This window comes from Glaciecola sp. MF2-115, assembly GCF_047250385.1.
In the GTDB taxonomy this organism is placed as follows: Bacteria; Pseudomonadota; Gammaproteobacteria; order Enterobacterales; family Alteromonadaceae; genus Glaciecola.
On sequence record NZ_JBLBVM010000033.1, the window covers coordinates 1 to 23,535 of the forward strand.

The following is a 23,535-nucleotide window of genomic DNA, read 5'->3' on the forward strand; positions in this document are numbered from 1 at the left end:
ACTCGGTATTGAAAAGCCTTTGTCCAATACTTGTCGAACGGCTTCTTGCTTAAATTCATCGGGGTATTTTTTATTCATAACACTTTTTACCTTACTTCGCTTTCTAAGTAAAAAATGTCTACAAATTTAGGGGAAGATCAGTGCTTCATTATTAGGAGTAGGTGACCAAACGTTCAGATATTGGCGAGAAAATTTATTTCCATTTAAAAACAAAAAGCGATTTACATCGCCAGAATTATTCACATTCCGGCTTTTTCTTTTCTTTATCAGGAGGAAAGGCGTTACAGTCTGCAACCTTAAGAAATTACAAATCAAAAATATGTTTTTACATATTGCGAATAACACTTGTGCCGAATTACAACAGCAAATAATTTATATTGACTTTACAGACAACACTTTCTCGTTCCAATATACCCCGGACCCTAAAGTTGATATCTACTCATTAGACATCTACTACTTACACCTCAGACACGTGGTTGAGGAGCATTTCTTGTCATATGAATGTTATGGTACAAAGCGAAAACAATGAACTGTTTTTTTTCGGTTGGCATTTGTGGTAACTACAATTTAGGTGGTAAATCATTAAAATTTATTATCGTAAGCGTTATCTGTCTTGCTATGGTAATAGACTCTGAGGTTCACATTCTAGGATGGTTGCTAATTGATATAGTATATCTACAGTAATATTCGCCTCACCCCGCTCGATTCTTCCCATATAACTTCTATCAATCTTAGCGTTTAGGGCCAATTTCTCCTGTGATAGACCTTTTAATCTTCTTGCTTGTCTTATTTTTTGACCGATCCTAGCCGATAGATTTTTCATTTTGGCTCATAATTTATAAAACCAACAATATCCCTAGTTGCGGCACAACTATCCACGGACTATAATCCGCATTTAGAAATATCCTTTTGATTATCTCATTAGGGAAAATAAAAGGAATCTGCATGCCAAAGAAAGTTTATGAACCGAATTTGAAAATCATCTCCGCTCTTGCTGAACAAAGCGGTAAAACTTTCACTGTTGTTAAGGTCAGAGATATATTGAGAAAAGATTCGGATGCAAACATATGTCCCAATGATCTCAGAAGGTGGGTAAATGGCCAATTTCAAACTTTGCTAAAACACGGTTATATCAGAAGGTCGCAATCAACAACTAAACCAATACAATATTTAAATACTGAAAAAATAGAGACATTTGAAAGCCAAAAAAAACAAATCAAAGAAGAGGGACCTAAAGAATATTATGGCTCATCTACTTTGAATATTCTGGCAGAAAGAATGAAGTTGTGTAAATTAGAAATGCTGTCTTATCACGGTGAAACTAAAGAGTATGAAGAGTTAAGTTTGCAGTTTCCTAAACTCAGAGAAAAACTGCAGACAAAGTTTAATATTGCACATGAAAATTATGTTGAGTTAAAAGGGCGTGTAAAGGCGCTTGAAGCATTGTTGGAGGATTTAGTCGAATGACTTTAAGGGTTTGGCAACAACGATGTTTAGAGGAAGTTTTTGTAAAGTTTAGTTCCGGTCAGCGACACTTTTTGTGCTTAGCGACGCCAGGCGCCGGTAAAACACGAATGGCTGCTGAAGTTGCCAAGAATCTTTTAGAACAAAACAAGGTAGATTTTGTTTTCTGCTTTTCGCCGTCAATAAGCACAGCCAAAGGCATGAGAGATACTCTAGAAGCCACCCTAGGTATTTCTATGTCTGGCTTAATTGGGTCTAAAGGAGTTTGTGTGACGTATCAATCCCTTAATCATAAAGATGAATATTTTTGGGATATGTTTCGGCAGCATAAGGTATTCGCAATTTTTGATGAGATCCATCATTGTGGTGGAAATGAAATTGAAAATGCCAACGTATGGGCAATGCACATTTTGAGAAATATACATTCTAATGCTTCCTACACATTGGCTCTGACTGGCACACCATGGCGCTCTGATAGTCGCCCAGTAACATTGTCGAGATATGACCAAGTTGAAGGTAATTTATATTGTGATTTTGAATATGGACTAGCTGAAGCAATAAAAGACGGTGTATGTAGAATTCCAAAAATAACTGCAGTGGACAATAATAATATAAGTGTTGCGAAGAGCATCGGCAATAAAACTAAATACACTAGCATAAAAGATATGTTGGAAAATGGTTCAGTTTCTTACCAATCTATCGTAGAAAATGAAACAGTAATTGACTTCTGTATATCGGAAGCAAATAAACAACTAACAAAAGTTAGAAAGTACAATCCCTCAGCCGCAGGACTTGTTGTTGCGTCATCTGTGGCGCACGCAGAACTAATAGCCGAAAAGCTTAAATGCATTTCTGAAAACTCAGTCAGCATCGTTTCTTATAAAAATCCTTTTAGTGAAGAGCTGATTAATACATTTCAGCGTAGTCAAGAAAAATGGTTAGTATCTGTCGGGATGGTTAGTGAAGGCACCGATATACCGCGTTTGCAAGTTTGCTGTCACCTAACTAGGATCAAAACTGAGCTTCACTTCAGACAAATACTAGGAAGAATAATACGAATGACTCAAAATGATCTGACACACGAAGCCTATCTCTATTCTCCAGCACAACCGCAGTTAATCGAGTATGCACAACGACTTCACCGTGATATTCCTGAAGAAGTAAGACCAATCAAAACACTGGTTTCGACAGATAGCGTCAAATTGACGAAAAAAATAGAAGGTACTTTAGATGAAAAAAATATAAAGACAACTGAGAGTAATGGAAATACTGTAATAAAAGCGCCTTCGAATGTTACTTCACCCAATAGATTACAAACATCATTGTTAGACAATTATATCAATGGACTACTTTTTGAAGGTAAATTTTCCTCTAGATATATCGAGGCTTGCTTTTTATCAAAGGAGTCATCAATTAAACAGCACTAATTTTGTTTAGCATTCTTTTGCAAGCTGAATGTCAATTAAACCGGAGCAAGACTAGTTCTTGTGGATTTTGAAAATGTGATGGTAAATGTTATTTCGTTTTCTGAAGACGTTGCCAAAATATCACCACCATTAATTCTAATTACTGATTTAGCAATTGTTAATCCAAGTCCGGCTCCCTGCCCATCTCTTTTGCGAGAGGGGTCAGCTCTGTAAAATCGGTCAAATAACCTAGCTAAATGTTTTTTAGAAATCGTTTCACCTTGGTTAATAACCGATATCGATACCCGTTCTGAGGTTTCTTTGGTTTCAATTACAATGTCGTTATCAACTGGCGAATATCTGACTGCATTGGATATTAGGTTACTTAACGCTTGTCGAAGCATAGTTCTATCACAATTAACTGTAACGGTTGGGCCAGCTAACTGTAAGCTTATATTTTTTTCATCAGCAAGGAGTTCGAAGTATTCTAGCAAGTCTTTAATTTCACTATTAACATCAATGTTTTCTTTGTTTGGTTTTATTAAGCCATGCTCAGTTTGCGCAAGTAGTAACATGTCGCTGACCATTTTCGTCATACGGTCGAATTCTTCAAGATTAGAGTAGAGCATTTCTGTATATTGTTCGTTACTTCTAGGTCTGCTTAACATCACCTGAGTTTGTGTGGTCAAATTAGTAATGGGCGTGCGCAGTTCATGGGCTATGTCGGCTGAGAAAAAAGATAAGCGAACAAAACCATCTTCGAGTTTTTGCAGCATAACATTGAACGAATCAACTAAAGTGAGTAGCTCCATTGGCACCTCTTCTGAACTGATCCTTGCGTCTAGATGGTCAGCTGATATTGTTTCTATTTTTCGGCTTAGTTTTCGCAGTGGAGAATGGCCTCTATATATGGCGAACCTAGCGGCTAAAATAGTGATCACGGCAGCACACAAGGTAATTAACCACAGCGTTTTCTTAAATTCATCCATATACGTCATATGGAATTCCATGTTAGACGCAACTATTACACTGAAATTGGTTTCGACATTATCTATTAAAATGGTTGCATTTAGTTTTGTCGCTCGGAACATATGCTGAGAATCTTTAAATAGCAGCAGATGCTCTGGTTTAACAGATGTATATGTCCGCGCATATTCTGGGTAGAAGCTAAAATCGACTTCTTTGCTGGTATAAAGTACGTCTCCCATTGCGCTCTCCACATGATAATAAACTCCATGATGCCCTGATACTGCATCTTCAAGTGTGTCTGCTGGAGATGTTTTTTGTAAGCCTGACTCCGCGAGTTGCTTATTAACAGCAACAAATACTTCGTTAAGTTCTCCAGCATCTTGTTCAGTAAAATGTTGCTCTATTGAACGCACCACAATCTCATGCATAATTGTTAAGCATACCACCACCGCAAAACCGACTAGTATCGTAGAGCGAAATGCAAGTGAGTTTGGGACGCGAAACACCTTATTCATTATCAGCCGCTGAAATTTTGTAGCCCATACCACGGATGGTTTGGATAAGTTTCACTGGAAAGTCATCATCGATTTTGGCGCGCAACCGGCGAATAGCAACATCAATAACATTGGTATCACTATCGAAATTGATATCCCATACTTGTGAAGCAATGAGAGAACGGGGTAATACTTCACCTTGTCGTCTAACCATAAGCTCTAACAATGTAAACTCTTTAGTGGTTAGGTTGATGGTTTTGCCCGCCCTTGTGGCAATACGAGAGGGAATATCTAGCTGTAAGTCGGCAATTGCGAGTATATTTGTGGGGGCTGCTATCGTGCGCCTTACTAAAGAGCGCACTCTTGCAAGGAGTTCAGCAAACGCAAAGGGTTTGACCAAATAGTCGTCCGCGCCTAATTCTAATCCCTTTACTTTATCCTTAACACTGTCTCTTGCGGTTAAAAACAGTACTGGCGTATGGTTACCGGCCTCCCTCAATGAACTCATTATCTTCCAACCATCTATATCAGGTAACATCACGTCCAGTATCACGAGTTCAAAGTTTCCCGTCATTGCTTTGTGATGACCATCAAGTCCATTTCTGACTAACTCAACAACAAACCCCGCCTCTGACAAGCCTTGTTTAATATAGTCGCCGGTTTTCACTTCGTCTTCTACCACTAGTATTTTCATGCTTGCTCCATTTGTATCCGCTATTTCTGTGCAACTCTTTGGAAAATATCGAGCGAATGCACAACTGACCGTAAACATCGGCTCATGCCGATAGTATAAAGGACTAATTTGTTGAATAAACATCAGATGACAGAAATGTAATCTATGTGTAATCGTCTTGTCAGGTTGAGTTGATATTATCTTGCAGTCGTTTGAATAACACGCTTTTTATTTGAAAAGTCGTCGTTTGTATTATGTGTCCTTACGCTATATTGAAGGTGTAGATTGCTTACTCGTTTCGTTCACATCAGTGTTGTTATCATATTGCTACTATCGCAAGGGGTAGAGGCGTTCGCTGTGTCTTCTGAAATGCCATGTATGCAGGAACATAATATGATGTCTGAAATGTCTATGAGTGGTTCTCATTTTGACAACATGGCAGTGGATGAAAATAGTGAAGACTGCTGTCCAAAGGACTGTTGTTGCCCGATGGGCTTACTCATCGTCGCCGTGCTAGTAGACAGCAGATTAAACGGTTTGCCTGACTATACCGCGATACCGTTTAAATCAATTGAGCCCTCAATTAAAAAAGCGTTTCTCCATCCGATACAGCGCCCTCCAAAAACTCCTCTCTACATATCATAACTTGCAGTCGCGACAAATATCGCGAGCTGCATTCGCTTATCGTTAAGATAAATAACCAAATCCAAATTATTAAACAAACTTTTTCTTTTTTTGAGAGGAAAGATATATGAAATTTTCAATACTATTGCCCGTAAAGGCATCATTAATCGCTGCTGTTCTTCTAACAACGGCCTGTTCAGATGCCGCTAACAACAAGGCGACTGAACAAGGTGAATACATTTCCAAACCTGCCGCCATCGAGCTAACGGTTTACAAAAGCAGAACCTGTAACTGCTGCCAAAAATGGATTAATCATGCCGAAGACCATGGCTTTGATGTGAGTGCAAGAAACATTACGTTTATGTCGGACATAAAAGAGGACAGAGGGATAGCCCCAAATTATCGGTCTTGTCATACGGCAGAGTCAAATGATGGTTATGTGTTTGAAGGGCATGTACCGGCAAAGTACATCAAACAGTTCTTAGCCGACGTGCCAAAAGATAGCATAGGACTATCTGTCCCCGCCATGCCAGTCGGAACGCCAGGGATGGAGGTTGACGACCGCTTTATGCCATACCAAATATTGCTATTAAAAGAAGACGGAAGCTCATCGGTATATGCAGAAATTGCCAGTTATGAGGAGCAATTTTAATGAAATATCGTATCGCTTTTTTATCAACATTAATCATGCTGATGCTAAGTCATAACGTCTTTGCAAATAAAGCTGACATTCTAACACTAGAGGAAGCAATTACAGCAGCAATTAAGCAAGATCCATGGTTGAAGGGAAGTCAATATCGAGAAGACGCGTTACTCTCGAATAGTGTGTCTGCCTCTTCGGTTCCTGATCCTGTGGTATCGATTGGACTGGCGAACCTGCCAACAGATGGTTTTGCTTTTGATCAAGAACCAATGACACAACTGAAAGCAGGCGTATCGCAGATGTTTCCCCGCGGTGATAGTTTGGATATTAAGCGCAAACAACTTGAAGAACTCGCGAAGCAACACCCAATCATGCGCAAAGATCGAATCGCGAAAACAACATTGGCGGTTTCTCTTAAGTGGCTTGAGATTTATCGGGCTCAACAGACAATATCACTCATTGAACAAGACCGTGCTTTATTTGAACAGCTCGGCGACGTCGCCCAAGCGAGTTACTCGTCAGCGGTCGGCAAAGTAAGGCAACAAGATATCGTTCGCGCTCAGCTCGAGCTAACAAGGCTTGATGACCGACTGACTAAATTGCATTCCCAAAAAGAGCAAGCACTTGCTGAATTGCTTGAATGGTTATCAGATGATACGGCTTGGACATCTAATCAAATGCGATATAGGCAAATGGTTTCTCTACCTGCTGCAACGCCATCAATTAAACCTTTGTATGTAGATGCTGAACAAGCGCTAAACAGTCACGATGCGCAAAGCTTAGCCAATTTATTGGTGGCGCACCCTTATGTTTTGGCGATTGAGCAAAAAATAAGAGCCAGTAAAACAGGTATTGATTTAGCAAAGCAGCAATACAAGCCACAATGGGGTGTAAACGCAAGTTATGCATATAGAGCCGACGATCAGTTAGAACGTAGCCGAGCTGATTTTATCTCGGTGGGTATCTCATTTGACGTGCCCTTATTTACCAGCAACAAACAAGATCAGGACGTCTCCGCAGCGATTAGTCAAACTGAGGCGATAAAGACAGAAAAGAGATTAGCCATTAGATCGCTGCTATCTCAACTGCAATCTGCATATGCTGCTCACTTAAGGCTTTTGCAGCGCGAAACACTTTATCAAACGGATATTTTGGTTCAAATGAGCGAGCAAGCTGAGGCTTCTTTAACGGCATATACTAATGATGATGGTGATTTTGCTGAAGTAGTAAGAGCAAGAATAGCCGATCTGAATGCCAGAATTGACGCATTGAACATTGATATTGACTTACTCAAGTCGCGATCACAACTCAACTATTTTTTTAGCGATGGTCAAGACGTTACTCATCGCATTGGAGACAACTCATGAAAAATACAAGTACACTGGCCATTGGACTCATCGCTGGAGCGGTGCTAACTGCATTGACTTATACGTTTATCTTGCCCCATTCAGGCGATAGCGCAGCAAATGCCGACAATGCCGATAGCAACGCCCCCTTATATTGGGTCGCCCCTATGGATCCGAACTATAGAAGAGACGCACCCGGTAAATCACCAATGGGAATGGATCTTGTGCCGGTATATGATGATGGGGGCATGGATGAGAGTCCTGGCACCGTCACAATACATCCAAATGTAGAAAATAACCTAGGTGTGCGAACGGCATCTGTGCAAAGAAAAAGCTTACATGTGCCAATTAGAACGGTAGGTTATGTGCAATACAATGAAGACACGCTTGTGCATATTCACCCACGTGTTGAAGGTTGGATAGACGAATTATATGTCAAAGCAGCTGGCGAATACGTTAAAAAAGGTGAGCCTTTATACGCACTCTATTCACCTGAGTTAGTGAATGCGCAGGAGGAATTTCTGCTTGCTCGAAACCGCAATAACGTCAATCTACTGCAGGCAGCTACCTCTCGGCTTGAAGCGCTTCAAATGCCAGCTCAAGCGGTTAACCAACTCAAGCAAACCGGTAAAGTTCAACAAACCATCACGTTTACCGCCCCTCAAACAGGCTTTGTCGATAATCTGAATATCAGACAAGGCTTTTATGTTAAACCTGGTGTGACGATATTATCTATTGGCGCGTTAGATGAAGTATGGGTGGATGCCGAGGTATTTGAACGTCAGTCGAACCAGATAGAGAAAGGCTTAGCGGTCACCATGACGCTTGAGTATTTGCCAGAAAAAGTGTGGCAGGGTGAAGTTGATTATGTTTACCCAACATTAGACAAAGACACAAGAACGCTTAAAGCGAGATTACGTTTTGACAATCCCGAGTATTTCTTGAAACCCAATATGTTTGCACAAGTCACCATCCATTCCGATCTGGATGATGAAAACCTTTTGGTTCCCACTGAAGCGGTTATTCGCACTGGAAAGCAAGACAGAGTGGTAATTGCTTTAGGTGAGGGGCGCTTTAAATCTATCGAAGTCAAGGTTGGTAATATCGTCAATGAATACACGGAGATTTTAAGCGGTCTGAGAGACGATGATGTTGTCGTCACTTCTGCTCAATTCTTATTAGATTCTGAAAGCAGCATTTCTTCTGATTTTAAACGAATGGAAGAGGCCGAATCCATGCCATCTAAGGTATGGACTACCGCAACTGTCAACAGTGTGATGGCAGAGCATAATATGGTGAATCTTGATCATGCGGCAATTGACGAATGGGATTGGCCTGAAATGACAATGGATTTTTTTGTTGACCAAGATTTGGACATTACCAAGTTAATGCCTGGCATGTCATTGCATTTACAAATTACAAAGACAGATTCAGGTGATTACTTAATTACACAAATCCATATTGTGGATGAAGACGGCAACATGATGCACATGGAAGGTATGGACGATATGGATGATATGGATGATACAGAGTCTATGGAAAATATGGAGAGTATGGATCATTCTGGTCACTCGATGGGCACAGACAATGCAGATAAAGAGATGGATCATTCAGGTCACGGAGGACAGTACTAATGATTGCAGCCATTATTAGGTGGTCTGTCACCAATCGATTTTTTGTATTGCTTATCACCATAATCATTGTTGGTGGAGGCTTGGTCGCTGTAAAAAACACACCAGTAGATGCACTACCTGATTTGTCAGATGTGCAAGTGATTATTAAAACAAGTTACCCTGGGCAGGCACCTCAAGTTGTTGAGGATCAAGTAACTTATCCTCTTACTACCGCGATGCTATCGGTGCCTGGTGCCAGAACCGTGAGAGGTTACTCATTTTTTGGTGACTCTTATGTCTACATCATTTTTGATGACGATACGGATTTGTATTGGGCGAGAAGCCGCGTACTCGAATACTTATCCCAAGTTGCTCCCAATTTACCTGAAAATGCTAGGCCTCAACTAGGACCAGACGCAACGGGTGTGGGTTGGGTGTATCTTTATGCCTTAGTCGATAGAACGGGCCAACACGATATTAGTCAGTTGCGCAGTTTACAAGACTGGTTTTTAAAATTCGAGTTACAGACAGTTTCTGGCGTATCAGAAGTATCTTCGATAGGCGGGATGGTTAAGCAGTATCAGGTCAGAGTGGATCCTGAGAAGCTAAGAGCCTATGGCATACCCCTTTCTCATATTCAGATGGCCATTAAGCGCGGTAATCAAGAGGTTGGCGCATCGGTTATTGAGATGGCTGAAGCAGAATATATGGTTCGTGCTACCGGGTACATCGAAAATAAACGAGACATAGAGCTTATTCCCTTGGGCGTAAACAACAATGGCACGCCATTGTTGGTCAAAGATATTGCTGACGTGCAATTAGGACCACAAATGCGCCGTGGCATTGCTGAGTTAAATGGAGAAGGTGAAACTGTTGGTGGAATAGTTGTGATGCGTTATGGCGAAAATGCGCAAAAAACCATTGACGGGGTAAAAGCTAAGCTTGAGGAACTGAAAAAAGGTTTGCCAGACGGTGTTGAAGTGGTGACAGTTTATGATAGGTCTGCATTGATTGAACGCGCAGTCAATAATCTTGGTTTCAAGCTATTGGAAGAGTTTGCTGTGGTTGCCGTCGTATGTATCGCCTTCTTATTTCATGTTCGTTCATCGCTAGTAGCAATTGTGAGTCTACCGGTTGGTATTCTCGTGGCGTTCATCGTCATGTATTTTCAAGGGATCAATGCCAACATCATGTCGCTAGGGGGGATTGCCATTGCTATTGGCGCGATGATTGACGGTGCCATAGTTATGATTGAGAACATGCACAAACACATGGAGCGAACGCCACTTACTAAAGAAAACCGATGGCAAATTGTCGTTGACTCGGCTGTGGAGGTTGGCCCGGCGTTATTTTTTAGCCTTCTTATTATTACAGTCAGCTTTGTCCCAGTGTTTACGCTAGAAGCGCAAGAAGGGCGGATGTTTTCCCCTTTAGCGTATACAAAAACCTATGCAATGGCGGCCTCCGCTGCACTTGCCATAACATTAGTACCCGTATTAATGGGGTATTTTATAAGAGGAAAAGTACTACCTGAGCATAAGAACCCTGTCAACAAGGGCTTGTCTTGGCTGTACATTCCATCGTTAAAAACCGTGCTGCGTTTTCCAAAGCTGACGCTTGTTGGCGCATTGGTTGTGCTAGTCATTGGTTTTTGGCCGGTCAATAAAATTGGCAGCGAATTTATTCCGCCGCTTGACGAAGGTGATTTAATGTATATGCCCACCACATATGCTGGCATATCCATCGGTAAAGCAAGGGAGTTGCTACAACAAACTAATAAGCTTATTTATACCGTGCCCGAGGTAGAAACGGTGTTCGGTAAAGTGGGACGTGCGGAAACTGCCACCGATCCCGCGCCCTTGACGATGATAGAAACGTTCATACAATTAAAGCCCCACGATGAATGGCGTGAGGGGCTAACTACTGAAGATTTGATAAAAGAGCTTGATAACCTGATTGACTTCCCAGGGCTCACAAATGCTTGGGTCATGCCCATTAAAACCAGGATTGATATGTTGGCTACCGGGATCAAAACACCGGTAGGTATCAAGATAGGAGGACCAGAGCTTGGCGAAATACAGAGCATTGGCCAACAAATCGAAACAATTCTTGCACAAGTAGATGGGACGGCCTCTGTTTATTCGGAACGAGTGGCAGGCGGGCGCTATGTAAAGGTTGACATACAGCGCGATAAAGCTGCGCGCTATGGCCTTAACATTGCTGATATTCAGTCAGTTGTATCCAGTGCCATTGGCGGTATGAATGTCACGCAAAGTGTTGAAGGGCTTGAGAGATATCCGGTCAACGTGCGCTATCCTCAATCATATCGCTCATCCCCACAAGCACTATCTTTATTGCCGATTGTAACACCGCAAGGAAAGCGTATTGCGCTTGCAGATGTAGCAGATGTGTACATAGAGGATGGCCCTCCCGGCATAAAAAGTGAAAATGCACGCCTAAATGGCTGGGTGTTTGTGGATATTGATGGCGTGGATATTGGCAGTTATGTGGTGTCAGCTCAGCAAGCCGTGAGTGAGCAGTTAGTATTGCCTGCTGGTTACTCCATAACTTGGTCTGGTCAATATGAGTATATGCAACGTGCCAAAGAAAAACTCACCTACGTTGTGCCACTGACGCTGGCCATTATTATCATTCTGTTGTACCTCAACTTTAGAAACATTACTGAAGTGGCCATTATCATGGGCACTTTGCCTTTGGCGATGGTTGGTAGCATTTGGTTAATGTATCTAGAGGGGTTCAACTTTTCGGTAGCCGTAGGGGTCGGTTTTATAGCACTCGCTGGCGTTGCAGTTGAAATAGGTGTGATCATGTTGGTCTACCTGAACCAGGAATACAACGCGCTAATTACGCGCTGCAAAGAACAAAATGTAATACCGAGCGATGCACAGTTAACAGAAGCTATATTGCACGGCGCAGGACTGCGCGTTAGGCCTGTCATGATGACGGCTTTAGCCATCATTCTTGGTTTGCTACCTATTTTATATGGAACAGGAACAGGGGCAGAGGTCATGAGTCGAATTGCCGCGCCAATGGTAGGCGGAATGATGAGTGCAGTGCTACTCACGCTACTTGTTTTACCCGCCATTTATCTGTTGTGGAAAAAAAGGCAAATACACCAATTAGCTAAAAACATTTAACCCGTAACTTTACAAAAGAGAGATTAATACATGAAAAAATTTATCGCAACGCTTCTTATCACAATGAGCAGTCTGTCAGTATTAGCGCACACTGGCATCACGTCCTCAGTGCCCAAAGACAATGCCATGTTAATGAAAAGCCCAGAGACCATTGCTGTCACATTTGGTGACGAAGTTCGTTTGGTTAACTTGTCTATATTGGACAGCAAAAATGAAAAGGTTGAATTTGAATTCGCCCCCTCAATGGAAGCGAGCAAAACATACAGCTATGACTTGCCCCAACTAATGCCTAGCACTTACAAAGCGTCATGGACAATTATGGGAGTAGACGGTCATAAGATGAAAGGAGACTTTTCATTTATGGTCCATGCTGCTGGCAACATGAAAGAGATGAAACATAAAAAGATGGATCACAACGACCATAACAATCATTAAAAAGGAATTCCTATGACATCAGGAATTTGGATAGGACTGCTAGTACTCAACAAGTTTCTGGTGTACTTGGGGATAAGCGCGGCATTTAGCATTATTTGCGTGTATCTCTATATCCCGGCGGCTTCGCTTGAGAGTGTTGACAAAGCTGCAATGCGTTGGCGACAGGCTATATGCAAAGTCGCAATGGTATTGGTCATTATTGGTTTCATCGCTAATGTTGTCGATTTTTTTGTACAAACAGGCAACCTTGCAGAAAATGGTGTAAAAGGCATGTTCGACCCCATCATGCTCAACATGATGTGGGCTAGCTCTGTTGGTACATTGACGATGACTAGAGGAATCGCGTTCGGTCTATCTTTTGCACTTTTGACTCTGATATTAATTCGTCCATTGTTTCTGACGAGCAAGTTAAACCAATGGATATTTGGCACACTAACATTGCTCGTCATTATTGGCTTGAGCACCTCATTTACGTTATCTGGACACACTAATGCACTCATATTTGGCAGCGTCTCGCTTATCACTCTGCATGTAGCTATGTCGTTTGCATGGTTAGGTGCGCTAATACCATTAGTGCGCGCGACTTACATATTTGAGGGGGAAGCATTGCATGTTGTCATGGAACGTTTTGGTCGATTTGCAGTTTGGGGCGTCGCTATTTTAGTGGCTGCCGCTGTATCTATGCTCATTCAGTTTGTACCTACATTAGAAAGCCTGTATTCAAGCCGCTACGGACAAGTTTTTATACTCAAAATAGCCTTGGTCATATTGCTCCTCATGTTTGCCGTGGCTCATAAGTTCGTATTGGTGCCACGCATATTGAGTCGAGAAGATGGCGCCGTCGCATTGCGGCTTTCCATCATGATTGAAACGTTTGTGGGTTTTTTAATTTTACTCGTTACTAGCGTGGTCACAACAGCGATGGGACCGCCAATGCTAGCGAGTTAACTTGTTTAATTAAACAATATCTATCGAAGAGGAAACAAAAATGAAAAACACAATTCATAAGGGCCTTTTGGCATTTGTCGCAATTGTTGCGTTGAGTCCGTTCGCTTTTTCGCATGACGGTGATACTCATAATGAAGCTAAAGCATCTATGTTTACTGGGACTGAAACAACAGCTGCAAAAACTGTACTTGCCTTTCACAAAGCACTTGAAACCGGTGATGTTGAGACTGCTCGAAACCTGCTCGTTTATAACGTGCTGATTTTTGAAGGGCAAGGTGTTGAACGAAGCGCGAAAGAATATGCAAGCCATCATATGTTGTCAGACATTAAATACTTACAAGCCATGCAAATTGACCTAATTGAACACCATGTCCATGAGTACGATGGCATAGCAACCTCTTTTTCAAGAAGCCATTTGACTGGCACATTTAAGGGAAAAAGCATTGATAGAACAAGTAATGAAACTATCACGCTTATTAAACGAGATAGTCAATGGAAAATTTCACACATTCATTGGTCAAATTAAGCGTGCATTACACTCCCTTTTTAACGCAATTAAATTTATATAGCATTGTTTCTATTACATAATTGTAATCAAACGGTAATGCAATAGCCGTTTTTTATTGATGTAGATCATGTTGAGATATCAGCTAAAAAGTAAGCTTACTATATGGGTTGTGAGCCTGTTCACAATTCAATCGCAATGTTAGTTGTCAGTATATTAACAAGGAAAAAACTATGAGAAATTTCACTAAGTTACTCACGGTATTAACCGTATCTTTATTTTTGCTAGGCGGGTGTGCTAGCCAGTTGTATCACGATTACATCATGAGTGGACAAGTCGTCACAGCCAAAGGAAGGGAACTTGTTGTGTGTGTCGCAGATACTAACAATTTGAAACAAAACAAAGTGTATGACGTGTATCGAGCTGTATACGATGACAATGTGATCACCGAAGGTGAGTCAGGCTACTCCAGAGAATACGTGGGTAAAGTGCGTTTGGGGAATACTAAGGATGAACACTTTGCTAACGCAACGATTGTGAGCGGTCAAGTCATGCCAAATGACATTGTAGAGTTCAACGCTAAATAAGTGCGTAGAGGCAATATATCTAATGGAAAACGGCATGCTCTTAAACAGTGTTGCGATTATATCGACGTTGATTGTTGGTTGGGGCTTATTTAACAACCGCGTCAGGTTGTCGCCACAGTGGCGAGCAACTGTGACACCTCTTGCCTCCATCATTGGCAGTGGCTTTTTAATTGTTGCACCGCTGCTTCATTCTGTTATGGGGAAGTGGGCATTACTGGGGATCGTGTTGTTATCTGCTCTTGCATATTGTTTAGGTGGTGTCATTCGGTTTAACATCGCTCACGCTGAGCCGCATTTGGAAGACTATCCTAATGGAGGCATTGCTAAATTAGAATATATTGGACAGTGGTTTTTAGGGGCGGCGTATGCTATTTCAGTCGCCTTTTATATTAGTCTATTCGCATCATTTGTGTTTGAAAGAATAAGCGTTACTGATGATACCGTGATAAAGGTAGCCACCAGTCTAGCCTTACTATTTATAATGTTTATTGCGTGGCTAAGAGGAGCTAAAGGGCTTGAAGTAATAGAGCTCTATGCGGTCACAATCAAGTTAGCGATTATAGTGGGAGTACTTGTTGCATTGCTGACATTTGACATGTCAAGTGGCGCGACATGGTTTCAGCATGAAGCGCTCAATGCTATCGGTCCTGTTGAAACCTTAAGTATCTTGGCGGGTATGTTGATGGTCACTCAAGGTTTTGAAACGGCAAGATTTATGGGCGCTGAATATTCGGCTTACCAGCGCATAATGGCAGTAAAATATGCTCAAGGCATTGCGACCGTCATTTACCTAGTGTTTATTGGATTAACTTGCCCCTTATTCAATGTATATCCCATCGTTGAATTAAGTGAAACAACCATTAGTCAGACGCTTGGCCAAGCGATATGGATCCTACCGTTTTTACTTCTTATTGCAGCAACCACCAGTCAAATTAGTGCCGCTTTAGCAGACACAATTGGCGGCGGTGGCTTACTCAGAGAGTTGATAAAAGCTCGTCTTTCAACAAACGTCTATTACATGTTAATCATTGGCATCGCTATTGTACTTGTTTGGACCAGCAATGTGTTTGAGATCATAAACTTAGCAAGCAAAGGCTTTGCGCTCTATTATTTATCGCAAACGGTGCTTGCGACCTGTCTGTTGTCAGGACGAAAGCATAAAACACGGCGTGATTGGTTAACGTTAGCGGGGACAATTATATTGTCTGCGCTATTGGTGTTGGTCATTGTTTGGTCTATGCCGGCACCTCATAGCTAAAATATCACTTGACCTGTGAGCTACTCACAGGTCTATGCTTTTTTAGCGAGTGAGGAACAGGTTTATTGTCAACCGGAGTATTTGAATAATGAGTATGCAAGTAAAGCAATTAGCAGACGCATTTGGGATTAACAAGGATACGATTAGGTATTACACCCGAATAAATTTGTTACGACCATCTAGGTCAAATGAAAATGGCTACAGGTTTTATCCTCTAGAGCAACAAAATCGTCTTAGATTCATATTGAGTGCTCGCGATTTAGGTTTTTCTATCGAGGATATCAAACAGATATTTTCCGAATCCGATAAAGGCAAAACGCCGTGCCCAACAGTCAGGGTGTTGATTGAGAAAAGACTGGCCGAAACTGAACAACGGTTTATTGAAATGGCTAAGTTACGAGACAAAATGCGCAACGCTGTAGATACATGGGATCAAAAACCAGACAAAGAGCCATGTGATAACGTGATTTGCCATTTAATTGAAGATGTCGATTTATCAAATATTGAAAACAAACAGGCACAATAATGACTTTTATTAATGGGGAAACGCTATGAGTGATGAACAAACGAATAAAGACAACGAAGTCACGAAGTCGTGTTGTCATAAGCGAAATGATGCGTCCAAAGAACCTCAAGCAGATAGCAATACACGGTCGTCAAGCAACATCGATAGTGCTCAAGAAGCAACCACATATCATTTAATGATTGAAGGAGCGAGTTGCGCGAGTTGTGTCAGTAAAATTGAAAAGGCGCTGCGCGCGGTTTATGGCGTGACAAAAGCAGAAATGAATTTTGCACAACGAACAGTGAGTGTTACGGGTAAGGTGAAGGACGCAGCGCTTGTTACGGCGATTGAAATAGCTGGTTATCAAGCAAAAGTAGATACCAGCGACTCAGAACAAGAAGCCCTTGATGAAAAAGACAAGGCTGATTGGGCTTATTACAAAAAGCTCATGCGAGATATGACAATCGCGCTTTTATTAGGTGTACCGCTCATGATTTATGGGCTAGTGATAGGGGAAATGACGGTCAACACAACTAGTGAACGCCTAGTCTGGTTTGGCATTGGACTGGCAACGTTAGCCGTCATGTATTTTTCTGGCAAGCATTTTTATGTGGGGGCCTACAACTCGCTAAAAAATCATTCAGCGAATATGGATACTCTCATCGCTTTAGGCACCGGCACGGCATGGCTATATTCCATGGTCGTGGTGGCCGTTCCAGAATTATTACCAACAATGGCGCGTCACGTTTATTTTGAAGCAACAGCAATGATAATAGGATTAATCAACCTTGGTTTAGCATTAGAAATTAAAGCGAGGGGCAAAACATCTGAAGCAATTAAACGGTTGATTGGTCTTCAAGCAAAAACGGCACGTGCGATTCGAGGGGGCAATGATGTCGATATACCGATTGAAGATGTGATGCTACAAGATTTAATTCGGGTTCGACCCGGTGAAAAAATTTCTGTCGACGGTGAAGTGGTGGAAGGTCACACCGCAATAGATGAGTCAATGTTAACTGGTGAGCCTATGCCAGTAGAAAAACAAGAAGGCGATAAGGTTGTTGCGGGTACCATTAATAAATCAGGTTCAATCGTATTTAAAGCCAATCGTGTTGGCAAAGACACTGCCTTAGCGCAAATTATCAAAATGGTAAAAAAAGCACAAAACTCTAAACCACCGATAGGTCGTTTAGCGGATGCTATTTCTGCCTATTTTGTTCCCGTTATTATGATTATTGCAGTGCTTAGTGCGCTAGCGTGGCTGAATTTCGGTCCATCACCTGCTTTGGTTTTTGCCATCGTATCGGCGACTACGGTATTGATAATCGCCTGTCCTTGTGCACTGGGTCTAGCAACGCCAATGTCGGTAATGGTAGGCGTGGGAAAAGCTGCCGAAGCCGGTGTATTAATTAGAAATGGTGAGGCGCTGCAAACAGCTTCGAAGATCACGACGATGATTTTAGATAAAACGGGCACCATCACAGAGGGAGAACCAAAGGTCACCGACGTGTTACTAACAAAAAATTACTCACGTAAAGAAGTCTTGATGCTAGCTGCAAGTATTGAGGCGGGCTCTGAACACCCTTTGGCGATGGCAATTGTCGACAGTGCCAAGGCACAAGGAATTGATGCCAAGAAAGTAGATGGCTTTCATTCAATTCCTGGTAAAGGTGTGCAGGCTTCATATGAAGGGAAAGCCCTATTATTTGGCAATGAAAAGCTCATGAAAGATAAAGGTGTTGTTATTGAGCAATATATAGAAAAAGCGCAAGAGTTTGCGCAAGAAGCCAAAACACCAATGTACTTTGCCATAAACAATACCTTGGCCGCGATCATATCGGTTGCAGATCCAATAAAGAGCGATTCCATTACCGCGATTGCGCGACTAAAGAAAAATGGCATTCGGATTATCATGCTCACCGGAGATAATCGTTTGACCGCGTCAGCGATAGCAAAAAAGGTCGGTATCAAGGAATTCGTGGCTGAAGTTATGCCAGAAGATAAAGCGAATAAAGTCGCAGAGCTGCAGGAAGAGGGTGAAATTGTGGGCATGACTGGCGACGGAATTAATGATGCGCCTGCCTTAGCCCACGCCAATGTCGGTTTTGCTATTGGTACTGGCACCGATGTGGCAATAGAAAGTGCCGACATAACGCTCATGCGCGGCTCACTGCATGGCTTAGCAGATGCTATCGCGGTAAGCAAAGCCACGCTAGCAAATATAAAACAGAACCTATTCGGGGCTTTCATCTACAACGTCGCAGGTGTGCCAATTGCCGCAGGCGTGTTGTTCCCATTCTTTGGTGTGTTATTGAATCCCGTTTTTGCAGGTGCGGCTATGGCCTTTTCATCACTGACCGTTGTTACCAATGCAAACCGTCTACGCCTATTTAAAGCTAAAAATCATTAGAAGGAGAAAATTATGTTGTGGGTAAATATTGCAGGTATGGGAGTTATCGCCCTGATCATATGGTGGTTTTGGCTTTACAAATCATCATCAGTCGAAATGAGTGATGGAGTGATAGAAGTATTGGTGAAGGATGGGGCGTATCAACCGGCTGTTATTAAGTTACCCGCCAATCAAGCATCAATGATTACATTTTTTAGAACTGATTCTTCACCATGCTCTGAATCATTGCATATACCTGATTTGGGGGTTGCCGCAACACTGAGGTTGAATAAAAAAGTAGATATATCACTCCCAGCGATGCAACCAGGTCGACATGCTTTTCATTGTCAGATGAAAATGTATACGGGTGAACTGATCGTAGAGTGAGGTTTTGATGCTATATCGGCCCAATAAACAAATAGATTACAGAGCGCATAAGTAATAAATGAAACTTAAAGGAGACATTTTATGGACGGCGTTTTTTCATTCGTAATATTCGCGGGGCTTTTTTATCTCATGATGAGGTATGGTTGCGGCGCGCATATGGCCCACGGTCACCACAAAGAACAAACACCTGAACAACCTGAAGCCATCATTGATCCTGTGTGCAACAAGATAGTGGAAATAGATAAAGGTTACGGGAAACTGCACGACGGTGAGTTATATCGCTTTTGTTCAAAAGAATGTCTAGATAAGTTTGATGTAGACCCAGTTAAATACTTGACGAAAACGGACGCCACTGGAGCGCGAAAATGACCCACAAACTATCATTAAGTGCATTTGGGCACGCAACTAGCTTATTCATAAGTATCAGCTTCACACTATGTGTTGTATTCGACCTTATTTTTCCAGAGCACGCTATGTATGAAGTGTGGTTAAAGTTATTACCGGGGTTTGAATGGATAAGTTGGCAGAGTTTTTTCTTGGGACTCCTTGAAAGCTATATGTATGGCTGGTTTATCGCGCTAATTTGGGTACCACTTTATAATTTTTTTGGAAGCAAAGCGAAATAGCATCTTTTCGTGACTTGGTTGTTTACTATATAGAGACGAGTTTATGAACGAACCGGTAGCACACTCAGGTGTATGGCTCCTAGCGCTTATTATGATAGTAGTGGCGTCTTGGTATCTTTATAAATATATGGCTCCTTCATCGTGGCACGAGTGGGCTGGTGCGGGAGTTGTGCAAGCGTTTATCATCGCCTTGTATGCGGAAATGTATGGCTTTCCTTTGACAATATATCTATTGGCACGCTTTGGAGGCCTCGACAGAGCCGAGCTTAATGCAAATTTATGGTCGTCTCTTTTGGGGATAGGAGAGACGGGCATGATGATAGCAATGGTCTTGGGATACATTTTATTATTTTTGGGTATAGGACTTTTCTTTCAAGGTTGGCGACAAGTTTATAAAGCGCGACAAGAGAACAGATTAGTGACAGATGGCTTATATGCATTAGCGAGGCATCCTCAATACACCGGTTTGTTTATTGCGCTATTTGGCGAGGGGATTGTGCATTGGCCCACTGTATTTTCAGTCGGTCTTTTTCCAGTGATTATCTTTATTTACTATCGTTTGTCTTTACGTGAAGAAAAAAAAGTGATTGCTGAATTTGAGGAGGAATATTGGGCCTACAAAGCACGAGTGCCAATGTTTATTCCGCGCATAGCGCAGTGGAAGTCTTTTGTTAAGCAAGCCAAAATGTAGCCGTTTATTTTTAGTTTCCTCAAAAAAGAAGAAATTATCCTATTTTAGGATGACTTAGAGCAAAGAGTAGGGTGGCTTTGGTGAACTTAGCCTTAGCCATCTATACTGGACGCTAACATGACGTGTATTTGATGGTGAGATTAGCTTATTTACAAGTAATCAGTTTGATACAAACTAATGAGTTTAATTTAACAGTAATATTTTTTAACATAAAAATACCTTTGGAGGTTTTAATTATGAGTAATTTAGAACACAGAGTAGGCGTAAGCGAAGCTAACTTAGTGCTTCGTCACTTAAAGTTAACGAATACTGATGATGCTAAAATAGTAGACATCATCAGTGACATCGATGCGACGTTTGGTGTTGACGCAGTCAGTTTCGAATCGAAAAAGCAAACACTACACGTTGGTTACGATGCTACTCATTGCGAGCTAGACGGGATAGAAAATATTATTAAAGCCCATGGCGCAGATATATCGCATGATTGGTGGTCAAACTTTAAGGAAGGGTACTACCAATTTGTGGATGAAAACATCCGTGACAATGCAAAACACAAACCTTGGAGTTGTCACAAACTGCCGCCAGGGAGCCGGAAGTAAAGATAAACTTGTTCGTTTATCGATTTTTGAACGTTCAGAGGCCTTTCGCATTATTGAAAAAAAGAGGTAGTGGTGCTGTTAGCTTTTCAAAGTACTGGGGATATATGTGCTTGAAGTGATCCAACAAAACGAAGATTCGGGTCATAGCGTTTCTTCATTGCTATCAATTTTTCGGTGTGCTGACCAAAATATTCGATTACGGCAGACTCTTCCCCCATATTATAGTTTTGGTACGCGTAACCATTAAAGAAGGGGGTGAGTCGCTTGTAGGTATCTTTAACCCAGGCAGCTACAAGTTCCTTACCTTGATTTTGCTTAGTAAGTCCGGTAATGCTACAGATGAAGGACGCATTTCTGTGAATAAATGCTGTTTCATTAGCACCTTTGTCCTGTATTGCGCCGCAAAGAGGGTCTAGCATTATCCCACCAGAATCATCAGGACATTCCTTATAACACGCTAGTAGTATGTCTATAAACTTATCCGTTAATTCACCCTGAATAATTCCATGTTGCCAATATAAACCCAAGCCACTTTCGTAGTTGTTTGATTGACATTCGATATACTGTTTCCGCTCAATTGATACTGTCGCACCTTCCCGCCATGAAGATACTGTCTTTAAACGATGTGACCTTGATTCACTAAACCCCATGATAGAAATATTAGCTTTGTGAGGCACAGAGTGGGCAATATAGGCATATAAAAACTGTGACTTTGGTCCCTCTAAAACTGCGTGACTATAGGCTTTTAAGATATTTTTGGCCTCACTAATTGGCCACTCTATGGTTCCTCCTTCAACAAACTCAGGAGCAGGGTGCAGTGCAAATTCTATACTGACTACGACACCAAATTGACCGCCGCCACAGCCACGCAGTGCCCAATAAAGGTCTGGATGTTGATGAGGCGTCACTTTTAATAACTTTCCATCAGCCATGATGACATCGAATCGTGTGACATTGTCGCAACTTAGTCCGTGTTTGCGCGAGAGGAAGCCAATTCCGCCGCCTAGTGTTGCACCAATAACACCTACATCAGGGCAAGTACCTAGCGGTACTACTTTGTTTATGCGAGATAAAAAGTGGTCTAAATGTTTATTCTTAACACCCGCACCAACACTCACATGCCCCCCATCGGCGCTGAGTGATATTTCTTGGAAGTTTGCCATATCAAGAACGACGCCACCACCAACTATAGAGGCTCCTTTAATTCCGTGTCCGCCACCCTTTATTGATATCAGCAAAGAGAGTTTATTAGCAAATTTGATCACTTCTATAATGTCATGTATCGACTGCGGTGTAGCAATCATCATAGGGTATTTAGAAACAGCCTTATTGAAAACTCGCCTGCGTTTCTCATATTCCGCACTGCCGAAGGTATTGACTTCGCCTCTCATTTTTCGTTGCAAAAACAGAGTCCTGTCAGCTTGCACGATAGGCGGCTCTCTAGTTTTACTCATATGAGTGAAATGGCTTAGTTCATTGATGTCTTTTAACAAATTCCATGATCTTGTTCCAAATGATGTTCGGCTGACAGACATTAACAATTCTTTTAAATATTTAGCCACGAGTGCAGTTGGGATAAGCTTATTTTGATCGTGCATTTCGCGCAAAAAATCCGATAAAGGTAACACATCACTTGACGCTTGGCGTATTTCAGCCTGCATTGGGGTATCTACGTTTCCAGGAGCAACGCTTGTAAATACTGCGATATCTGCAGTGATTTCTTGCCGAAAGCAGTCTGTTAGGGTATTGATGGCAGCTTTACTAATGCAATATGCGGACGCCCCGGTCACTGGAGCGATAGGGTGGTCGCTTGTCAAAAAAAGTACTCGGCTATGCTTAAATTTTTTAAGACACAATTGAGTAATTAGCAAGGGCATTTCAAGGTTGACCTTATGATTATTACGCCAATCATCTAAATTTAATGAGGACAGTTTACCAATGGGTGAAACTACTCCCGCACAATGCACCAAATAATCGATTTGCTGATAGTTTCCAAGAAAACGCTTAATAGAAGCAAATGCTGCATTGTGATTAAAGTCGACTTGTCTAATGAGCAACCTGTCTTTATACCTGTTTTTAAGGGGTAGTAGATTGTCTTTGTTTCTGCAAAATGCGATGACCAATAATTGTGAGTATTCAAATAGCAATTCATTAGTTAACGCCAAACCAATTCCAGACCCTGCACCAGTGATCACTGCGATTTTTTTCATTATTT

23 protein-coding genes are annotated in these 23,535 nt (G+C 41.7%); 19 read left to right on the top strand and 4 right to left on the bottom strand.

The genetic code is table 11. The annotated features are described in order from the left end of the window. Nucleotides 1-616: 616 nt before the first annotated feature. Nucleotides 617-823 (bottom strand): helix-turn-helix domain-containing protein, encoded by a 207-nt coding sequence (locus ACKLNX_RS01590; RefSeq protein WP_411693867.1) that lies wholly within the window; start codon nt 821-823, stop codon nt 617-619. A gap of 122 nt (nt 824-945) precedes the next feature. Here ACKLNX_RS01590 and ACKLNX_RS01595 point away from each other — a divergent pair, with 122 nt between their 5' ends. Next, nucleotides 946-1,467: a hypothetical protein gene (locus ACKLNX_RS01595; protein WP_412970981.1), complete on the top strand. Its 522-nt coding sequence runs from the start codon at nt 946-948 to the stop codon at nt 1,465-1,467. Next, nucleotides 1,464-2,891 carry a DEAD/DEAH box helicase gene (locus tag ACKLNX_RS01600; protein ID WP_412970982.1) on the top strand — a complete coding sequence of 476 codons (1,428 nt, stop codon included), beginning with the start codon at nt 1,464-1,466 and terminating at the stop codon, nt 2,889-2,891. Before ACKLNX_RS01595 ends, ACKLNX_RS01600 begins: the two co-directional genes overlap by 4 nt. A 35-nt stretch (nt 2,892-2,926) precedes the next feature. Here the strand turns inward: ACKLNX_RS01600 and ACKLNX_RS01605 are convergent, their stop codons facing one another. Further along, nucleotides 2,927-4,354 carry a heavy metal sensor histidine kinase gene (locus ACKLNX_RS01605; protein WP_311360268.1) on the bottom strand — a complete coding sequence of 476 codons (1,428 nt, stop codon included), beginning with the start codon at nt 4,352-4,354 and terminating at the stop codon, nt 2,927-2,929. Continuing rightward, nucleotides 4,347-5,027: a heavy metal response regulator transcription factor gene (locus ACKLNX_RS01610; protein ID WP_411693871.1), complete on the bottom strand. Its 681-nt coding sequence runs from the start codon at nt 5,025-5,027 to the stop codon at nt 4,347-4,349. The genes ACKLNX_RS01605 and ACKLNX_RS01610 overlap by 8 nt, the downstream gene beginning before the upstream one ends. 336 nt (nt 5,028-5,363) lie before the next feature. Here ACKLNX_RS01610 and ACKLNX_RS01615 point away from each other — a divergent pair, with 336 nt between their 5' ends. The 17 genes from ACKLNX_RS01615 (at nt 5,364) to ACKLNX_RS01695 (ending at nt 21,320) form a co-directional block, all read left to right on the top strand. Further along, nucleotides 5,364-5,651: a hypothetical protein gene (locus tag ACKLNX_RS01615; protein WP_412970983.1), complete on the top strand. Its 288-nt coding sequence runs from the start codon at nt 5,364-5,366 to the stop codon at nt 5,649-5,651. A 106-nt stretch (nt 5,652-5,757) separates the two neighbouring features. Then, a complete protein-coding gene (locus ACKLNX_RS01620; RefSeq protein ID WP_311360271.1) occupies nt 5,758-6,282 on the top strand; it encodes a DUF411 domain-containing protein in 525 nt (174 codons plus the stop codon). Beyond that, nucleotides 6,282-7,640 (top strand): TolC family protein, encoded by a 1,359-nt coding sequence (locus ACKLNX_RS01625; RefSeq protein ID WP_412970984.1) that lies wholly within the window; start codon nt 6,282-6,284, stop codon nt 7,638-7,640. Before ACKLNX_RS01620 ends, ACKLNX_RS01625 begins: the two co-directional genes overlap by 1 nt. Further along, nucleotides 7,637-9,253: an efflux RND transporter periplasmic adaptor subunit gene (locus tag ACKLNX_RS01630; protein ID WP_412970985.1), complete on the top strand. Its 1,617-nt coding sequence runs from the start codon at nt 7,637-7,639 to the stop codon at nt 9,251-9,253. Before ACKLNX_RS01625 ends, ACKLNX_RS01630 begins: the two co-directional genes overlap by 4 nt. Then, nucleotides 9,253-12,390, top strand: coding sequence for an efflux RND transporter permease subunit (locus ACKLNX_RS01635; RefSeq protein WP_412970986.1), 3,138 nt, complete (start codon nt 9,253-9,255; stop codon nt 12,388-12,390). Before ACKLNX_RS01630 ends, ACKLNX_RS01635 begins: the two co-directional genes overlap by 1 nt. A gap of 30 nt (nt 12,391-12,420) precedes the next feature. After that, on the top strand, nt 12,421-12,825 hold the full coding sequence (locus tag ACKLNX_RS01640; RefSeq protein ID WP_411693875.1) for a copper resistance protein CopC: 405 nt from the start codon (nt 12,421-12,423) through the stop codon (nt 12,823-12,825). A gap of 12 nt (nt 12,826-12,837) precedes the next feature. Next, complete coding sequence (locus ACKLNX_RS01645) at nt 12,838-13,773, top strand: copper resistance D family protein (RefSeq protein WP_412970987.1); 936 nt, start codon at nt 12,838-12,840, stop codon at nt 13,771-13,773. 40 nt (nt 13,774-13,813) lie between these two features. Then, nucleotides 13,814-14,299, top strand: a complete 486-nt coding sequence (locus tag ACKLNX_RS01650) for a YybH family protein (protein WP_411693877.1) — start codon at nt 13,814-13,816, stop codon at nt 14,297-14,299. A 212-nt stretch (nt 14,300-14,511) separates the two neighbouring features. Next, nucleotides 14,512-14,865: a hypothetical protein gene (locus ACKLNX_RS01655; RefSeq protein WP_411693878.1), complete on the top strand. Its 354-nt coding sequence runs from the start codon at nt 14,512-14,514 to the stop codon at nt 14,863-14,865. 34 nt (nt 14,866-14,899) lie between these two features. Then, nucleotides 14,900-16,123: a hypothetical protein gene (locus ACKLNX_RS01660; protein WP_412970988.1), complete on the top strand. Its 1,224-nt coding sequence runs from the start codon at nt 14,900-14,902 to the stop codon at nt 16,121-16,123. Between the two features lie 94 nt (nt 16,124-16,217). Beyond that, on the top strand, nt 16,218-16,649 hold the full coding sequence (locus tag ACKLNX_RS01665; RefSeq protein WP_411693905.1) for a MerR family transcriptional regulator: 432 nt from the start codon (nt 16,218-16,220) through the stop codon (nt 16,647-16,649). Nucleotides 16,650-16,824: 175 nt separating this feature from the next. After that, on the top strand, nt 16,825-19,038 hold the full coding sequence (locus ACKLNX_RS01670) for a heavy metal translocating P-type ATPase (RefSeq protein ID WP_412971015.1): 2,214 nt from the start codon (nt 16,825-16,827) through the stop codon (nt 19,036-19,038). Nucleotides 19,039-19,050: 12 nt separating this feature from the next. Next, complete coding sequence (locus ACKLNX_RS01675; RefSeq protein ID WP_412970989.1) at nt 19,051-19,404, top strand: cupredoxin domain-containing protein; 354 nt, start codon at nt 19,051-19,053, stop codon at nt 19,402-19,404. A gap of 81 nt (nt 19,405-19,485) precedes the next feature. Then, complete coding sequence (locus ACKLNX_RS01680; RefSeq protein ID WP_412970990.1) at nt 19,486-19,773, top strand: YHS domain-containing protein; 288 nt, start codon at nt 19,486-19,488, stop codon at nt 19,771-19,773. After that, nucleotides 19,770-20,030: a DUF5676 family membrane protein gene (locus ACKLNX_RS01685; RefSeq protein ID WP_412970991.1), complete on the top strand. Its 261-nt coding sequence runs from the start codon at nt 19,770-19,772 to the stop codon at nt 20,028-20,030. Before ACKLNX_RS01680 ends, ACKLNX_RS01685 begins: the two co-directional genes overlap by 4 nt. Nucleotides 20,031-20,073: 43 nt before the next feature. Next, a complete protein-coding gene (locus ACKLNX_RS01690; RefSeq protein ID WP_412970992.1) occupies nt 20,074-20,721 on the top strand; it encodes a methyltransferase family protein in 648 nt (215 codons plus the stop codon). 236 nt (nt 20,722-20,957) lie between these two features. Next, the gene (locus ACKLNX_RS01695) at nt 20,958-21,320 is read left to right on the top strand and encodes a cation transporter (RefSeq protein ID WP_412970993.1); all 363 of its coding nucleotides are present in this window, start codon (nt 20,958-20,960) and stop codon (nt 21,318-21,320) included. 86 nt (nt 21,321-21,406) lie between these two features. On the opposite strand, the gene ACKLNX_RS01700 is transcribed toward ACKLNX_RS01695, so the two are convergent. Further along, nucleotides 21,407-23,530: an SDR family NAD(P)-dependent oxidoreductase gene (locus tag ACKLNX_RS01700; protein ID WP_412970994.1), complete on the bottom strand. Its 2,124-nt coding sequence runs from the start codon at nt 23,528-23,530 to the stop codon at nt 21,407-21,409. Nucleotides 23,531-23,535: the final 5 nt, after the last annotated feature.

Coding starts and splice junctions, on each gene's coding strand:
- ACKLNX_RS01590 (WP_411693867.1), bottom strand. CDS start 823: ATGAAAAATCTATCGGCTAGGATCGGTCAAAAAATAAGACAAGCAAGA.
- ACKLNX_RS01595 (WP_412970981.1), top strand. CDS start 946: ATGCCAAAGAAAGTTTATGAACCGAATTTGAAAATCATCTCCGCTCTT.
- ACKLNX_RS01600 (WP_412970982.1), top strand. CDS start 1,464: ATGACTTTAAGGGTTTGGCAACAACGATGTTTAGAGGAAGTTTTTGTA.
- ACKLNX_RS01605 (WP_311360268.1), bottom strand. CDS start 4,354: ATGAATAAGGTGTTTCGCGTCCCAAACTCACTTGCATTTCGCTCTACG.
- ACKLNX_RS01610 (WP_411693871.1), bottom strand. CDS start 5,027: ATGAAAATACTAGTGGTAGAAGACGAAGTGAAAACCGGCGACTATATT.
- ACKLNX_RS01620 (WP_311360271.1), top strand. CDS start 5,758: ATGAAATTTTCAATACTATTGCCCGTAAAGGCATCATTAATCGCTGCT.
- ACKLNX_RS01625 (WP_412970984.1), top strand. CDS start 6,282: ATGAAATATCGTATCGCTTTTTTATCAACATTAATCATGCTGATGCTA.
- ACKLNX_RS01630 (WP_412970985.1), top strand. CDS start 7,637: ATGAAAAATACAAGTACACTGGCCATTGGACTCATCGCTGGAGCGGTG.
- ACKLNX_RS01635 (WP_412970986.1), top strand. CDS start 9,253: ATGATTGCAGCCATTATTAGGTGGTCTGTCACCAATCGATTTTTTGTA.
- ACKLNX_RS01640 (WP_411693875.1), top strand. CDS start 12,421: ATGAAAAAATTTATCGCAACGCTTCTTATCACAATGAGCAGTCTGTCA.
- ACKLNX_RS01645 (WP_412970987.1), top strand. CDS start 12,838: ATGACATCAGGAATTTGGATAGGACTGCTAGTACTCAACAAGTTTCTG.
- ACKLNX_RS01650 (WP_411693877.1), top strand. CDS start 13,814: ATGAAAAACACAATTCATAAGGGCCTTTTGGCATTTGTCGCAATTGTT.
- ACKLNX_RS01655 (WP_411693878.1), top strand. CDS start 14,512: ATGAGAAATTTCACTAAGTTACTCACGGTATTAACCGTATCTTTATTT.
- ACKLNX_RS01660 (WP_412970988.1), top strand. CDS start 14,900: ATGCTCTTAAACAGTGTTGCGATTATATCGACGTTGATTGTTGGTTGG.
- ACKLNX_RS01665 (WP_411693905.1), top strand. CDS start 16,218: ATGCAAGTAAAGCAATTAGCAGACGCATTTGGGATTAACAAGGATACG.
- ACKLNX_RS01670 (WP_412971015.1), top strand. CDS start 16,825: ATGATTGAAGGAGCGAGTTGCGCGAGTTGTGTCAGTAAAATTGAAAAG.
- ACKLNX_RS01675 (WP_412970989.1), top strand. CDS start 19,051: ATGTTGTGGGTAAATATTGCAGGTATGGGAGTTATCGCCCTGATCATA.
- ACKLNX_RS01680 (WP_412970990.1), top strand. CDS start 19,486: ATGGACGGCGTTTTTTCATTCGTAATATTCGCGGGGCTTTTTTATCTC.
- ACKLNX_RS01685 (WP_412970991.1), top strand. CDS start 19,770: ATGACCCACAAACTATCATTAAGTGCATTTGGGCACGCAACTAGCTTA.
- ACKLNX_RS01690 (WP_412970992.1), top strand. CDS start 20,074: ATGAACGAACCGGTAGCACACTCAGGTGTATGGCTCCTAGCGCTTATT.
- ACKLNX_RS01695 (WP_412970993.1), top strand. CDS start 20,958: ATGAGTAATTTAGAACACAGAGTAGGCGTAAGCGAAGCTAACTTAGTG.
- ACKLNX_RS01700 (WP_412970994.1), bottom strand. CDS start 23,530: ATGAAAAAAATCGCAGTGATCACTGGTGCAGGGTCTGGAATTGGTTTG.